Source organism: Patulibacter ginsengiterrae (assembly GCF_056269115.1).
Map to the genome: position 1 here is coordinate 17,229 of NZ_JBWDOG010000028.1, position 15,441 is coordinate 32,669.

At 70.7% G+C, this 15,441-nt stretch carries 13 protein-coding genes and 1 pseudogene; 9 read left to right on the forward strand and 5 right to left on the reverse strand.

The annotated features are described in order from the left end of the window. The first annotated feature begins 15 nt into the window (after nt 1-15). The 9 genes from argS (at nt 16) to ACVUH9_RS21545 (ending at nt 10,966) form a co-directional block, all read left to right on the forward strand. Nucleotides 16-1,668, forward strand: a complete 1,653-nt coding sequence (gene argS, locus ACVUH9_RS21505) for an arginine--tRNA ligase domain-containing protein (protein WP_475760769.1) — start codon at nt 16-18, stop codon at nt 1,666-1,668. Then, nucleotides 1,665-3,857, forward strand: a complete 2,193-nt coding sequence (pabB, locus tag ACVUH9_RS21510) for an aminodeoxychorismate synthase component I (RefSeq protein WP_475760771.1) — start codon at nt 1,665-1,667, stop codon at nt 3,855-3,857. The genes argS and pabB overlap by 4 nt, the downstream gene beginning before the upstream one ends. Then, nucleotides 3,854-4,378 (forward strand): GNAT family N-acetyltransferase, encoded by a 525-nt coding sequence (locus tag ACVUH9_RS21515; protein ID WP_475760773.1) that lies wholly within the window; start codon nt 3,854-3,856, stop codon nt 4,376-4,378. Before pabB ends, ACVUH9_RS21515 begins: the two co-directional genes overlap by 4 nt. Continuing rightward, nucleotides 4,366-5,334, forward strand: coding sequence for an arginase family protein (locus ACVUH9_RS21520; protein ID WP_475760775.1), 969 nt, complete (start codon nt 4,366-4,368; stop codon nt 5,332-5,334). The genes ACVUH9_RS21515 and ACVUH9_RS21520 overlap by 13 nt, the downstream gene beginning before the upstream one ends. After that, complete coding sequence (locus ACVUH9_RS21525; protein ID WP_475760777.1) at nt 5,331-5,633, forward strand: chorismate mutase; 303 nt, start codon at nt 5,331-5,333, stop codon at nt 5,631-5,633. Before ACVUH9_RS21520 ends, ACVUH9_RS21525 begins: the two co-directional genes overlap by 4 nt. A 2-nt stretch (nt 5,634-5,635) precedes the next feature. Continuing rightward, complete coding sequence (locus ACVUH9_RS21530) at nt 5,636-6,634, forward strand: cupin domain-containing protein (protein ID WP_475760779.1); 999 nt, start codon at nt 5,636-5,638, stop codon at nt 6,632-6,634. Continuing rightward, nucleotides 6,634-8,007, forward strand: coding sequence for a cytochrome P450 (locus ACVUH9_RS21535; protein WP_475760781.1), 1,374 nt, complete (start codon nt 6,634-6,636; stop codon nt 8,005-8,007). Before ACVUH9_RS21530 ends, ACVUH9_RS21535 begins: the two co-directional genes overlap by 1 nt. Continuing rightward, entirely contained in the window at nt 8,004-9,314 is a 1,311-nt protein-coding gene (locus ACVUH9_RS21540) for a SidA/IucD/PvdA family monooxygenase (RefSeq protein WP_475760783.1), read from the forward strand. The genes ACVUH9_RS21535 and ACVUH9_RS21540 overlap by 4 nt, the downstream gene beginning before the upstream one ends. A gap of 65 nt (nt 9,315-9,379) precedes the next feature. Beyond that, a complete protein-coding gene (locus ACVUH9_RS21545; RefSeq protein ID WP_475760785.1) occupies nt 9,380-10,966 on the forward strand; it encodes an outer membrane protein assembly factor BamB family protein in 1,587 nt (528 codons plus the stop codon). A gap of 165 nt (nt 10,967-11,131) precedes the next feature. On the opposite strand, the gene ACVUH9_RS21550 is transcribed toward ACVUH9_RS21545, so the two are convergent. The 5 genes and pseudogenes from ACVUH9_RS21550 to ACVUH9_RS21570 all read right to left on the reverse strand — a co-directional run. Then, nucleotides 11,132-11,797: a hypothetical protein gene (locus ACVUH9_RS21550; RefSeq protein WP_475760787.1), complete on the reverse strand. Its 666-nt coding sequence runs from the start codon at nt 11,795-11,797 to the stop codon at nt 11,132-11,134. 213 nt (nt 11,798-12,010) lie between these two features. Then, nucleotides 12,011-12,679, reverse strand: coding sequence for a hypothetical protein (locus ACVUH9_RS21555; RefSeq protein WP_475760789.1), 669 nt, complete (start codon nt 12,677-12,679; stop codon nt 12,011-12,013). Nucleotides 12,680-13,425: 746 nt separating this feature from the next. Then, nucleotides 13,426-14,121 carry a hypothetical protein gene (locus ACVUH9_RS21560; protein WP_475760791.1) on the reverse strand — a complete coding sequence of 232 codons (696 nt, stop codon included), beginning with the start codon at nt 14,119-14,121 and terminating at the stop codon, nt 13,426-13,428. Between the two features lie 282 nt (nt 14,122-14,403). Further along, on the reverse strand, nt 14,404-15,087 hold the full coding sequence (locus ACVUH9_RS21565) for a hypothetical protein (RefSeq protein WP_475760793.1): 684 nt from the start codon (nt 15,085-15,087) through the stop codon (nt 14,404-14,406). Between the two features lie 173 nt (nt 15,088-15,260). Continuing rightward, nucleotides 15,261-15,441 (reverse strand): annotated as a pseudogene (locus ACVUH9_RS21570) (hypothetical protein); the annotation flags it as partial.

Here is a 15,441-nt window from a genome sequence, read left to right on the forward strand (position 1 = left end):
GCGTGTTTGTCAACCATGGAGCCGAATCTCTTCGACCGACTAGAGCTGCTTGCGGGCCCGGAGATTCCGGGCCCGTACTGGGCTCCACGAGCGCCATTCGCTCCCCAGTCGGATGTCGACCTGCTGCTGATTCCGCAGGTCAAGGATTGGCAGCACCACGAGGGAGCACTCGAAGCCCTCCACCAGATCGAGCAGCAGCCGTACGTGGACATGCTCGTCCGCAACAGCGGCGCCGTTCAGATACGCCTCAGCGACGAATGGGTCGCCTCGACCGCTGCCGGCCTGGCCTCGCCGGCCGACGTCATCGCCCGCAACGAAGACCTCGCCCGCGGGCAGCAGACCGCCGTCTACTTCTGGGGCGCGAACACCACCAAGGCGCTCCACGTCGGCCATCTGCGCAACCTCGCGATCGGCCACGCCCTGAGCGCGGCGCTGGCTTCCGCGGGCGCACGGATCGAACGCCGGAGCCTGCTCTCGGACATCGGCCGCGGCATGGGCGAGGCGATGGCCGGCGTCATGCGGAGCGGCAAGGACCTGCACGTCCTGCACGAGATCCCGGGCAAGAGCGATCACTTCGTCGGCAACTGCTACGCCTCGTACATCAAGTCGCGGAACGGGAACGGCGGCCCGGTCGCCGATTCGCTCGACCGCGAGACGGAGATGCACGACGACAGCGCGGACGCGATCGTCAACGGCGTGCTCGCGGGTGACCCCGCGGTCCTCGAGCTGTGGTCGAAGACCCGCGCCTGGGTGCTGGCCGGCCACCGGAAGACCCTCGCCCGGCTCGGCATCTCCTTCGACCGGGTGATCTTCGAGTCCGACTTCCTGGACGAGATGAGCGAGTTGAGCGACGCCGGGCTCCGCGCCGGCGCGATGGAGACGCGCGACGACGGCGTGGTCATCTACCGGACCGGCCGCTCCGAGCTCGAGGAGATGCCGCTCGTGCGCCCGGACGGCCTCTCGACCCAGCACATGCGGGCGCTGGCCTACTGGACGGTCGCCCCCGAGCTGGAGGAGATGACCTCGATCCAGGTCTGCGGCGGCGAGTGGGTCGCCCACGTCACCTGCCGCCAAGACCTGATGGCCCGGCTGGCCAACGGCGCCGAGGTCGAGTCGCACCCGACCCACACCGTCTTCCACGGCCTGGTCGCCGAAGGCGGCACCCGGCTCGCCTCGAGCCAGGAGGGGGCCTTCCTGATCGACCAGCTGATCGAGCAGATCGACGAGCAGATCGACGCGGACCCGCGGCTGCGTGCCGAGCGGTCCCGGCTCGACGACCCGGATGCGCTGGCGGCCCAGGTCGCGCTCGGGTACTTCCTGCTGCAGCCGACGGGCAAGGCGGTCGACTTCGATCCCGCCAACTTCCTCGAGGACGGCAAGAGCCTCGGCTGGGACCTGGCCCGCGCTCGTGCCCACGTCTGCCGGACCGAGGCCGTCGGCGACCCGGTCACCGACCCCGAGTTCCGCTTCGCGGTCGTCCAGTCGGAGCTCTTCCGCTGCCACCTCCGTGGCGCGATCGGGAAGCTCGACGTGACGCCGATCGCCCAGCACGCCTCGCACCTGGCCCGTTGGTACGTGAAGGACCAGCGCTCGCCCGACGTCGAGCGCGTGATGCGGGTCGCCCTCGACCAGGTGGAGCGTGGTCTCGGCCTCTCCGCAGCGCCATGAGGACGCTGCTGATCGACAACCACGACTCGTACACCTACAACGTGTTCCACCTGCTCGCCGGGGTCTCCGGCGAGGACCCGGTCGTGATCGACAACGACGCGGTCTCGTGGAAGGCGCTCTCGCGCTGGGACTTCGACGCGGTCGTGCTCTCGCCCGGGCCGGGACGACCGAAGCGGTGGCACGACTTCGGCGTCTGCCGTGACGTCCTCCGCCACGGGACCACCCCGCTGTTCGGGATCTGCCTCGGCCATCAGGGCCTGGGCGATTGGCTCGACGGCACCGTCACCAACGCGCCGCTGGCGATGCACGGGCGGCTGAGCCCGATCGAGCACGTGGCCGACGGGCTCTTCGCCGACATCCCCCAGCGCTTCCAGGCCGTCCGGTACCACTCGCTCGCGGTCCGAACCGGGTCGCTCGGGCCCAACGGCCGCGTGATCGCGTGGACCGACGACGGCGTGGTGATGGGGATCGAGCACCTGCACCGCCCGATGTGCGGCGTCCAGTTCCACCCCGAGTCGATCGCGACCGAGTACGGCCGCAAGCTGTTCGAGAACTTCTACGCGATGGCCGAGCGCCACGCGAGTCCGCGCCCCGGGACCCGCGCGCCCGTCGCGCCGACTCCTCCCCGGCCGGCGCCCCGGACGCCGGAGCCCGCGGAGCCCAGCGAGCCGCCGCAGGCGACGCTCCGGCTCCACACCCGCACGATCGAGGGCGAGCCGTCGACCGAGGCCGTCTTCGAGCGGCTGCTCGCCGACGCCAGCCACGCGTTCTGGCTCGACAGCGCCGACGCACCGACCACGCTCGCCCGCCGCTCCTACCTGGGCACCTCCGCCGGAGCCGAGCGCTGCATCCTCACCTACGACGTCAACACCGGCCGGGTCGAGATCGACGGGCCGGACGGCCAGCGCGTCGAGCGACTCTCGATCTTCGATCTGCTCGATCGCGAGCTCGGGCAGCACACCGTCGCGTTCCCCGAAGGCCACGAGAACGGCCCGATCGGTGGCTTCGTCGGCTACCTCGGCTACGAGTGCAAGGCCGACGCCGGCTCGCCGAACGTGCACCGGTCGAGCCTCCCCGACGCGCACTTCATGCGGGCCAACCGGCTGATCACGGTCGACCACGAGGGTCACCGGACGCAGCTCATGGCCCTCTCCGGCGACGACGGAGCCGACGCCGAGCGCTGGCTGGACGAGGCCGAGCGGGTCGTGCGCGAGGCGCTGCTCGATCCCGCGGCCGCCCCGGCGTCGACCGTCCCGGTCGCCGACGATGGCGTGTCGCTCACGGGCGAGCCGCTCACGTTCCGGTGCGAGCGTGCACGCGAGGACTACCTCGCCGACGTCGCCCGCTGCCAGGCCGCGCTCGTCGCCGGCGAGTCGTACGAGATCTGCCTCACCAACCGGATCACCGCCCCGGTCACCCCGGAGCCGTTCGAGCTCTACCGCGTGCTCCGGCGACGGAACCCGTCGCCGTTCGCTGCCTACCTGAAGCTCGGCGAGACCGCGATCGTGAGCTCGTCGCCCGAGCGCTTCATCTCGGTCAGCACCGACGGCGCGGTCCAGGCCCGCCCGATCAAGGGCACGATCACCCGCTCCGACGACCCGGTCGAGGACGCCGCGCTGCGCGACGAGCTCGGGCGCGACGAGAAGTCCCAGGCCGAGCACCTGATGATCGTCGACCTGCTCCGCAACGACCTCGGGCGGGTCTGCCAGGTCGGCAGCGTCACGGTCCCCGAGCTGATGGTCCTCGAGCCCTACGCCACGGTCCACCAGATGACCTCGACGATCACGGGGACGCTCGACGAGGGCCGGTCCCCGGTCGAGTGCGTCCGGGCCTGCTTCCCCGGCGGGTCGATGACGGGCGCCCCGAAGATCCGCTCGATGGAGATCATCGACGACATCGAGCTGTCGGCCCGCGGGGTCTACTCGGGCGGCCTCGGGTACTTCGGCCTCGACGGCTCGGTCGACCTCAGCATCGTGATCCGGACGATCGTGCTGGAGGCCACCGGTCTCACGATCGGCGCCGGTGGAGCGATCGTCCTGCAGTCCGATCCGGCCGGCGAGTTCGACGAGCTCATGCTCAAGGCCCGCGCGCCGATGACGGCCGTCGCCGAGGTCGTGACCGGCGACGGCGACCCCTCGACCCTCGACGTCCAGCTCGAGCACCCGCGCGAAGTCCGGGAGCTGGCGTGAGCAACGCGGCGAACGACACCGGGGCCGAGTCCGGCGGCACCACGACGGAGGCCGACCAGGTCGCGATCGCCGTGGCGACCACGGGCGACGTGCCTCGCGTCGCGGCTGCCGTCGCCGCGCTGCTCCGCGAGCTGGGGGCCGAACCGCCGGCCGCCGTGGGGATGGAGCAGGCCGTCCAGACGTTGGTCGACGATCCCGAGCTGGGGATCGTGCTGGTGGCGACCGACCCCGGCTCCGACGCCCTCGTCGGCGTGCTCGGGGCGAGCTGGCCGACGGCGATCCACGTTCCCGGCCGCTACGGCCTGATCCAGGACCTGTGGGTCGATCCGGCGTGGCGCAGCCGTGCGGTCGGTTGGCGTCTGGTGCGAGCGTTCGCCGATCACGCGCGCGAGGCCGGGATCGGCCAGATCGAGGTCGGCCTTCCCCGGGCGCGCTTCGCCGGCCTTCCCGCGACCGAGGCCTTCTACCGCCGGAACGGCTTCGAGATCGTCGGCGCGCGGATGCGCTGGTGGCTCTCGTGAGCGGGCTCGTGATGGTCGAGCAGCAGCCGGCCCACGACGCTGCGGTCGGCTGGATCATCGAGGCTGGCCAGCCCGTCTCGGGTCGCGAGGACAGCCGTCGACTGCGCGAGCTGCGGGACGGCCTGGCTCGGCACGCGGGCGTCGAGCACGCGACCGCCGACGCCGGAGACGCCACGGTCGAACGGACGTTGCGCGCGCTGCACGACGCCGACTACCTCGACGCGCTCGACGCGATCAGCTCCGACGAGCCAGTCGTGATGCCGGAGCTGACCGCCCCCGGCATGAGTCCCGACGTGCCGATCTCCGCCGGGTTGGTCAGCGCCGCCCGCGAGGGCGTCCGGACCGCGATCTCGGCCGCCGAGCGACTCGCCGACGGCGCCCGCTTCACCTACGCCGTCAGCCGCCCGCCCGGGCACCACGCCGGTCCGGCCTGGTTCGGCGGCTACTGCTACCTCAACACCGCTGCGGCCGCCGCGAGCACGTTGCTGGAGCGGGGCGTCGCGAGCGTCGGGATCCTCGACCTCGACCTCCACTACCCGAACGGCACCGCCGCGGTCGTCGCCGCGATCGACCGGATCGAGCTGCGCTCGCTGCACTCGTCCCCCGTCGCCAACGCGCCGTCGGGACGCGCCGTCCCGCTCAGCGTCCGCGAGCAGGTCGTCGAGTTCACCGGGACGCCCGAGCCGTCGGGCTACCTCGCGGCGGTCGCTGCGGCGATCGACGACCTCGCCCGGTCGACGGCGGCGATCGTCGTCTCGCTCGGCTACGACACCGTCCGCGACGACCCCCACGGCGGCTGGGACTTCCCGCCCTCGATCTTCGCGCGGATCGGCGGTCTGCTCGCCGCGTCGGGAAGGCCGATCTGCGTCGTCCAGGAGGGTGGCTACGGCCTGCCGACCCTCGCCGAGTGCAGCCACGCGTTCGCGTCCGGGCTGCTGAACGGAGCAACGACATGAGTGGTCTCGAACCCTTCCGCCGGCGACTCGACCAGCTCGACGACGAGATCACCCGCCTGCTCGGCGAGCGCTTCGACGTCTGCCGTGACGTCGCCCGCTACAAGAGCCAGCACGAGATCCCGATGATGCAGCCCGACCGGGTCGTCGAGGTCCGCGCCCGCTACCTCGCCCGGGGCGCGGCCGCCGACCTGCCCGAGGACTTCACCCGCGCGCTCTTCGAGCTGTTGATCGGTGCCACCTGCAAGATGGAGGACGAGCTGATCGCCGACCTCGCGGCCGCCCCGTCCCCGGAGCGCTGACCGTGTCGACCTTCGTCACCCTCGGCCCGCACGGCACCTGCCACGAGAACGCTGTTCGGCACTACCTCGACTTCCAGGGTCTGCCGGATGCCGAGGTCGAGCTCGTCCCCGACTTCCTCTCCGGCGCGGAGCAGATCCGCGGTCGGGCGGACACGTTCCTCGTCCAGAGCAGCGCGCATCCCGACGTCCACCTCGTCACCGAGCGGTTCCGCCACGAGGTCTTCGTCGTCGACACCTTCCTCTTCCCGGCCAAGGAGATGGCGCTGCTGGTCCGCGCCGAGGTCGAGCAGCCGAAGAGCATCGGGATCGTCTCCGCCGCACGCGGCTACGTCGACCTGACCGCGTTCGACACGGTCGTCGAGGAGCCCGCCAACCCGATCGTCGCCCAGGGCCTGCTCGAGGGGCGCTACGACGCCGGAGTCACGATCCACGCCTACGCCGAGCAGCACCCGGGCGCGTTCCGCGTCGTCGAGCGGTTCGGCGACGTCGACACGAGCTGGGTCGTCTACGGCACCGCGCGCCGCGACAGCAGCGGCGTGATCGGTCAGCGGCTCCCGTGGCTGTACGGCGGACCGGCGCCGACGGCGTTCGACCGCGCGGCCACCTATCCCGGCGTGCACGTCGGCGACGGCTACGCCGTCGGGCACATCGGCGACCTCGGCTGCGACTACGGCTTCCGCAAGGTCCGGCGCGCACTCGGCGTGACGGCCTTCGGGATCAACGCGATCGTCCGCCGGCCGGGCCACACCGGCAGCCGCCACCGCCACGAGGAGCAGGAGGAGCTGTACTTCGTGCACCGCGGCGCGATGGAGATGCGATTCGCCGACGGTTCCGTGCACCGGCTCGACGAGGGCGGGTTCGCGCGGGTCGACGCCGGCACCGTCCGGCAGCTGCGGACGATCGGCGACGAGGACATCGTCTACCTGTGCGCCGGCGGCAAGGACGGCTACGTCGGCCGCGACGGGCGCCCGGCCGACTGGCCGCTCGACGAGGCCAGCTGATGGCCGCCGTACGCCCCCGCCACCGCAGCGCCACCGGGCTCCCGCCCGGGCCGCGACTCCCGAGCGCGGTCCAGGCACTCGGCTGGGTCAACCGACCGATGCCGTTCATGGAGCGGTGCCGAGAGCGCTACGGCGACACCTTCACCCTCGACATCCGGCACTGGGGCCGGTGGGTCTTCCTCTGCGATCCGGACGACGTCAAGAAGGTCTTCTCGTCCGGGGTCGACACGGTCGGCGTCGACATCGCCAATCCGCTGCTCGGCCCGATCCTCGGCTCGCGCTCGGTGATGCTGCTCGACGAGCCCGAGCACCTCCGGCGCCGCCGGATCCTGCTGCCGCTGTTCCGCGGACGCCACCTCGAGGAGGGCGCCGCGACCAGCATCGAGGTCACCCGCCGGGCGGTGGCGAGCTGGCCCGCCGACGAGCCCTTCGAGCTCTGGCCGCAGATGCAGGCGATCACGGGGGAGGTGATCTCGCGCGCGGTCTTCGGCAACGACGACGAGGCGCTGCTGCGACGGATGGACACCCTCCTCCAGCGCCTGACCGACTGGGGTGGCTATCCCCACCGGACCACCTTCCTGGCGATGTTCGGGCCGCGCTGGACCGTCCGCACGCCGAGCTTCCGCGCCGCGATGGCGCCGATCGAGCAGGCCGTGCTCGCCGAGGTCCGTCGACGACGGACGCCCGAGGGCGCCGAGCGCGCCGGGATCATCAGCGTGCTCGCGAACGTCCGCGACGACGACGGCGCCCTGCTCGACGACCAGTCGCTGCGGGACGAGCTGGTGACGCTGCTGACCGACGGCCCGACGTCCGCCTCGCTGGCGCGGATGTTCGAGCGGCTGCTCCGTCACCCCGACAAGCTGGCGCGGCTCACCGACGAGATCCGCACGGGGGAGAGCGACGCCTACACGCGGGCGGTCGTCAACGAGACCCTGCGGCTGTGCGCGCCGGTCCCGGTCGTCGTCCGGCGCCTGCTCGAGCCGCTCGAGCTCGGTGGCTACCTGTTGCCCGCGGGCACCACCGTCGCGCCCTGCATCCACCTGATCCACCGCCGCGAGGACGTCTACCCGGATCCGACCCGCTTCCTGCCGGAGCGGTTCCTCGATCAGGCCCCCGGGACCTACACCTGGATCCCGTTCGGCGGTGGCGTCCGTCGCTGCCTCGCCGCCGACTACGCCGGGCGCGAGATGCGCGAGGTCCTCCGCACCGTCCTCTCCGAGGTCGAGCTGCACACGGTCGACCCGCGCTCGGAGGGCGCCACGCGGAGCGCGATCAGCTTCGGCCCAGGGGCGCGCAGCCTGGTCGTCGCCGAGCCCCGGCGGTCACCGTCGGCGCCCGTCGCCACGGTCGGCGAAGGCCAGGAGGCGGCATGAGCACCGACGTCGACCTGCTGGTCGTCGGGGCCGGCGCGAAGGCGGCGGCGATCGCGGCCAAGGTCCACTCGATCAACCGGCTCGGCCTCGGCACGGTCTCGCTGCTGATCGTCGAGGACGTCCAGCCAGGCGCTTCGTGGTCGGGCATCAGCGGGATGACCTCGGGCGACGAGACGCTGGCGATCACGCCCTACAAGGACATCGGCTTCCCCTACGAGAGCAGCCGCATGTTCGGCGAGCGCGGGGCCGCGATCGACACCGCGCTGGCCGAGTTCTCCTGGCAGGGCTACCTGATCGAGACCGGCGGCTACGCGCGCTGGCTGAACGCCGGCCAGCCGCCGATCCGGCACCGCGACTACGGGGAGTACCTCGTGTGGGTGCTCGCCCGCGCGACCGAGGGCGTCGAGCACGTCCGCGGCCGGGTCACGCGGATCGGCCTCGAGCGCGAGGACGAGCGGTGGGTGACGGAGATCGCGAGTCCGTCGGGGCCACTGCGGCGCCGGAGCCGCGCGCTCACCCTGACCGGCCCGGGGGTCCACCGCCCGCTCCCGCACGACCCGGACGCGGCCCCGCGGATCTTCCACTGCGACGGCTCGCGCAGCGAGCTCGGCGTGCTGCCGACCGACCGCGAGAGCAGCGTAGCGATCGTCGGCGGCGGCGAGGGCGCGCTCAGCTGCGCGACCTACCTCCGCAAGTTCCGGCCTGCGGCGCGTCTGACGATGCACACGCCGAACCCGCCGTTGAGCCGCGGCGAGAGCTTCGTCGAGAACCGCGTCTACTCCGATCCAGACTGCATCGGCTGGAACACGCTCGACGTCGAGACGCGGCGGACCTTCATCCGCCACACCGACCGCGGCGTCTTCGGCCCGGACGCGCTCTCCGAGATCGCCCACGACGACCAGTGCGACTTCGCGATCGGCCGGGTCACCCACATCGCGGGCGGCGCCGACCACGTCAGCGTCGAGTACCTCGCCGCCGCGGGTCCCGCCAGCGCTCGCTACGACTACGTGGTCAACTGCACCGGCTTCGACCTGCTCCGGCAGGTACGGCCGTTGTTCCCGGCCGAGGTCCGCGAGGAGATCGAGGCCCAGGTCGGTCCGATCTGGAACGACGGCTCCGACGTCGCGTTCGGCCGGATGCTCGAGGTCGAGGGGCTGCGGCCGCGGCTCCACATCCCCGGGCTCTCGGCCCTCAGCCAGGGCCCCGGCTTCGCCAACCTCGGCTGCCTCGGTCTGCTCGCCAACCGCGTCCTCCAAGCCTTCGTACTCGACGAAGCGGCCCCGAGCCGCGAAAGGACAGTGGCATGACCAATCAAACAGACGAGAGGCCGAAAGCGCCTCGCTCCGGTGCCCCCAAGTGGATCTGGCCGGTCGTGGCCGTGGTCCTCCTGGTGATCGTCGGCGTCGTGGTCGCTGTCACGCAGAAGTCGTCGTCCTCGAAGTCCTCCTCACCAGAGAAGACGACCGCCTCGACCAAGACCGCGACCTCCGCGGCCAAGCCGCCGCCGGCGATCAAGGCCGACTTCACGGGCAGCGGCTTCCCCAACGGCGACGCGAAGAGCTGGCGCCGCATCGGCGGCCCGATCGACAGCAAGTCGGTCTCGCGGCTCGAGCTCGCCTGGACCCGTCCGATCGACGGCTCCGGCACCTACGGCAGCTACGCCGGCTCCCCGATCGTCACCCGCGGCGTCGTCTACTCGCAGGACCTCGGCTCCAACGTCGAGGCGATCGACCAGAAGACCGGCAAGCTGCTCTGGCGCACGGCCTACGACGCGCCGTCGGCCGGCCCGAACGGCATCAACGTCGCCGGCGGGCGCGTCTATGGGGCGACCTCGTCGGCCGCCTTCGCGCTCGATCAGAAGACCGGCAAGGAGCTGTGGTCGGTGAAGCTGACCAAGGGCGCGGCCGAGGGCATCGACATGGCGCCCGGCTACCGCAAGGGCCTGGTCTACGTCTCGACGGTCCCCGTCTCCCCCGACAGCAGCGCCTACAGCGAGACCGACGTCGGGACCCTCTGGGCGCTCGACGCCAAGACCGGCCGCAAGCGCTGGCACTTCGCCACGATCGCCTCGAAGCCCGGCACCAAGACGCCGAACTCGGCGGGCGGTGGCCTCTGGTACGCGCCCTCGTTCGACGAGTCGGGCGGGATGTACTTCGGCGTCGGCAATCCGAGCCCGTACCCGGGCACGGACGAGGACCCCTGGGGCTCCAGCCGTCCGGGCCGCAACCTCTACAGCAACTCGCTGGTGAAGCTCGACGCGAAGACCGGCAAGCTGAAGTGGTTCTACCAGCAGACGCCGCACGACATCTACGACTGGGACCTGCAGGGCCCGCCGGTGCTGATCAACAGCGGCGGTCGCAACCTCGCCGTGATCGGCGGCAAGTCCGGCTTCGTGATCGCCGTCGACCGGGCGACCGGCAAGCTGGCCTGGGAGCGCTCGGTCGGCAAGCACAACGGCCACGACGACGACGGCCTGCTGGCGATGAAGGGCAAGACCAAGAAGCTCGAGGCGAAGGTCCCGATGACGATCTACCCGGGCGTGCTCGGCGGCGTGATCTCCCCGATCTCGACCAACGGCAAGGACGTCTTCGTGCCGGTGATCGACAACGCGGCCTCGGTCACGAGCGGAGCGGCGATCGGCAACGGCGGCGACCAGGCCGGCCTGCTGATGGCCCTCTCGGTCGGCACCGGCAAGGTCAAGTGGCAGCGGAAGCTCCCGACCGTCTCGTTCGGCCCGACCAGCGTCGCCAACGACCTCGTCTTCGTGACGACCCTCGACGGCAAGCTGCTCGCCTACAAGACCAAGAACGGCAAGCTCGCCTGGAGCGGCACCCTGCCGACCGGCACCAACACCGGCGTGACCCTCGCCGGCGACACCCTGATCGCCCCGGCCGGCCTCCCGGGCCAGGACGGCAGCGGCACGCCCCAGCTGGTGGCGTACCGGTTGGCGAAGAAGTAGGGGGACGGCCGGGCGCCTGCCCGCCGGAGCGCGGGCGGGCGGCGGGTCGCCCGAGCAACGACGTCGTCATCGCGACGAGCTTCCGGCGTCGACGTCGTGCCCGCCTCGATGCGGGCGCCGCCGTCAGACGACGGCGCCCGTAAGGCGGACCGGCTCCGACGAGCCTCAGCTGATGGTCCAACCCGCCGTCGTCAGCGTGTACTCGAGGTTCGACAGACTGAGCGGGCCGGGGGCCGGCGCGCCGAACGTCGCGGAACCGTTCGGGATGATCGGGCAGGTGCTGCCGAAGACGGTCAGCGACTGCCCGGCCACGAGGACGGTCAGCTTGCCGTGCGTCCCGCCGGCCGGGTTGGCGTAGCTGGTCGGCACCGAACCCGTGACGAACGCATAGCAGGACGGCGAGAACCGCACGACGCAGCTGAGGCCCATGATGCTGCCAGGCGTCGTGCCACCAACGGGGTTGCCCGTCAAGGTCATTGCCGCCGGCGACGTAGACGGCGGATCCGGCACCGGCGTGCCCGTCTCGTTGCAGCGGACCCCGAACGGCACGCCCGCAGGCCCGTAGCAACTGCTGATCCTCGGGATGACCGTCCCGACGGCGGCCGGGAACGTGCCGTAGATCCCGTTGCTCACCGACGCCCCGGCGGTTGTCACCGAGCAGTTCAGCGGGAGGCCGCCCGCCGCAGCGAGGACCAGGCGGGAGGGCCACGCGTTGGCGGCGAACGTTCCCCCTCCCGTAATCACCGCCCCGTGCGCGCTGGCGGCGCTCGACAACATCAACAGGCCCACCGCAGCGGTCACCGCGCGACCGACCATCGTCTTCGTACGCATGTTCTTCCCCGATATTGGATGTCTGCGGGCAGTCCGACCACGAACGGCCGGCCCCGCAATAAGCGAAACACCCGTGCTGACATCAGGCCAGACCTCGCTCCTGGCAGCGAACGCGGGAACGCCAAACGGACGGGCGAGGCATGCCTCGCTCCCGACCTGCAGGCGCCGCCGTCACACGACGGCGCCCGCGAGACCGACCGTTGCCGGCGATCCTCAGCTGATGGTCCAACCCGTCGTCGTCAGCGTGTACACGAGGTCCGCCAGACCGAGCGGGACTCCGGCAACGGGCGCGCCGTACATCGCGGAGCCGTTCGGGATCACGTTCGTGCAGGTGCTGCCCCCAACCGTCAGCGTCTGGTTGCCGGCGGTGTTCGGCCCGACAACCGTGATCCGGCCATTGATGCCTCCGCCCGGGTTCCTGTATTCCACCCTCACGGAACCCTGGACGAACGCGTAGCAGCTGGCCGAGAACCGGACGACGCAACTGATGCCACTCACCGTACCCGGCGTAACCCCGGCAACCGGATTGCCGTCAAGCGACAGCGTCGCCGGCGACGTCGACAGCGGATCCGGCGTCGGCGTGCCCGTGTCGTTGCAACGGACTTTGAACGACAGACTCGAAGGGCCGACGCAGCTGCCGCTGAATACCGGGAGGATCGTCCCGACCGCGGCGGGCGGGGAGAACGTCCCGTTGCTCACCGACCCCCCGGCGCTCGTCGCCGAGCATTCCAGCGGGAGACCGACCCCGGTAGTAATGACCAGGCGGGATGCCCCCGCGGTCGCGTTGAACACTCCCCCACCCGTAATCGTCATTGCGCTCGCGCCGGAAGCACCCGCCACAACCAACAGCCCCACGGCCGCCGCCGTCAATGCAACCCTCATATTCGTAAACATATATTCCTTCATATTGACTATGTGGCGGCACGACGCAACCTAGGCCGTACCGCCCTAAAGCCAACGCCCTTCTCTCCTGCGCAAACACACCAACCCCATGACGTCGCACGCCGAACTTGCCCTGCGAGCGGGACGAACCAGACCGCTGCGCCTTCCAGGAGCGGGTCGAGGACGCGCGGCCGCCAGTCGGCGCACCGGCCCTCACGCACGCTCCCCTCGAGCACGTCCGGTCTGCCCGGAACCGACACGCTCACACCCGAAGCAACGCCGAGGCCGATCCTCGTGCCCAACGCCAACGCCACTCCAAAGCGACTCAGTACCAGTTGACCACAGCATGCGTACAGCGTCAAATAAATCGTGGGCCAGGTCGCGATTCAACGATTGGCGCCACGGAATGCCTGCGATCGATACCGCATGGCCTCGGGCCAATTGCCTGAACCGCCTCCAGGCCGCGCCTCAACCGCGAACCAGCGAGTGGCGGCCGGCGTGACCGTGCGTACATCGCCGTAGCCTGCGACGACCAGCCGGCCACGATGCCCCTCCGGTCCCAGGCCTCACCGCCTGAGCCCGGGCCAGACGCCCGCCCAGCGAAAGCCCATGCATCTCGCCCTCCCGCGAAGCCGTAGCCACCAGCCGCAGGCTGCGACCGGTGGCTACGGCGGGGCGCTAGGGAGCATGCCTCACTTCAACACGAGGCACGCTGGCACTCCCGCATCGCCCCGCCGCAGGACGTCTCAGCTGATCGTCGGCCCGGTCGTGGTCAGCGTGTAGGTGAGGTCGGCCAGGCCAACCGGGTTGCCGACAACCGGTGCGCCGTACATGGCGGGGCCGTTCGGGATCACGCTCGTGCAGGTGCTGCCCGAGACCACCAGCGTCTGGTTGCCGGCCGTGTTCGGGCCCACGATCGTCAGGCGACCGTTGATCCCGCCACCCGGGTTCGTGTAGCTCACCTTTACCGAGCCGGTCATGAACGCGTAGCAGCTAGCCGAAAGCCTAGTCACGCAGCTGATGCCGGTGATCTCACCCGCCGTAGTACCGGCAACGGGGTTACCCGTGATCGAGAGCGTCGCCGGAGCCGTCGACAGCGGATCCGGCGTCGGCGTGCCCGTGCTGTTGCAGCGCCTGGTGAACGGCAGGCCCGACGGCCCGATGCAACTGCTGAACGTCGGGACGATCGTCCCGACAGCCGCGGGCGGGGTGAACGTCCCGTTGCTCACCGTTCCGGTGGCGCCCGTGACCGTGCAGTTCAGGGGGATCCCAGCTCCCGTAGTAATGACCAGGCGGGACACCCCCGCATTGGCAGCGAACGGGCCCCCTCCCGAGATCGTCGCCGCACTCGCGCCGGAGGCACCGGCCACAGCAAGCAGACCCGCGGCAGCGGCGGCCGTCATGGCCAACTTCAATTTCGTAAACATATATTGCTTCCTCACGAATGACTATTTGTGGACAGCCAGACCATCTGGCCCGACCGCCCTAAACGTCGCAACCGCCGAGCCCGTGCAAACACGCTATGCCTCCTCGCTGTTGTGCGCTAGGCCTCCGGCCCAGGGGCAACACGTTGGTCTCGCTGCGCCCAAAGAGATTGAGTGCCAGTGGGATGCCCGAGCCCATCGAGGCATCCCGTTGACGAATGCCCGCTGCCCCAGGACCGCCTGGCCTTCGCCGCGGAGCACGCCGGCACCAAGGGACCCGGCCCCGGCGCGGGTCGGCCCTCAACTGATGGTCGGCCCGGTCGTGGTCAGGGTGTAGGTGAGGTCGGTCAGGCCGGTCGGAACACCGGTCACCGGTGCGCCGTACATGGCGGAGCCGTTCGGGATCACGTTCGTGCAGGTGCTGCCCGAGACCGTCAGCGTCTGGTTGCCGGCGGTGTTCGGCCCCACGATCGACAGGCGACCGTTGATGCCCCCGCCCGGATTCGTGTAGCTCACCTTCATCGAGCCGGTGATGAACGCGTAACAGCTGGCGGAGAACCTAGTCACGCAGCTGATGCCGGTAATCTCACCCGGCGTAGTGCCCGCTACCGGGGGACCCGTGATCGACAGCGCCGCCGGAACCGTCGACAGCGGATCCGGCGCCGGGATGCCCGTACTGTTACAGCGCCTGGTGAACGGCAAGCCCGACGACCAGAGGCAACTGCTGGCAGACGGGATGATCGCCCCCACCACGGCCGGGAACGTGCTGTAGGCGCCGTTGCTCACCGTTCCGGCGAGGCCCGAGACTGAGCAGTTCATGGGGATGCCGGCTCCCGTAGTAACGACGATGCGTTCCGATCCCCCGTTCGCGGCGAACGGGCCGCCTCCCGTGATCGTCGCCGCACTCGCGCCGGCCGCGCCCGACAGCATCAACAAGGCCGCCGCAGCGGTGGTCGCCCACGCGACCGTCACCTTCGTAAGCATGTTCTTCCTCGATATTGGTTGTCTGCGGGCGATCCGGCCAGGCTCGACCCGACCCCGCTATAAACGAAACAACCGTGCTGGCATCGAGAACAGCCCTTTCTGGAATCTCATCCGAAGAGACCTCGAACGGGGCGGACGAGAGGTTGCCCCGCCGCCCCGACCGAGTCCTCGGCTCAGCTGCCGGCGCTGGCCTTCACGTCAGCCGCACCCGCAAGCTGGCTCGAGCCGTTCATGACCGCCGAGCTCACACCGGAAGCGGCGTCGAGGCCGATCTTGGCGTTCAGCGCGAACGTCACCAGCGGGCGATCGATGAACGTGTTGCCACAACCCGTGGCCTTGGGCGCGGTGAACTTG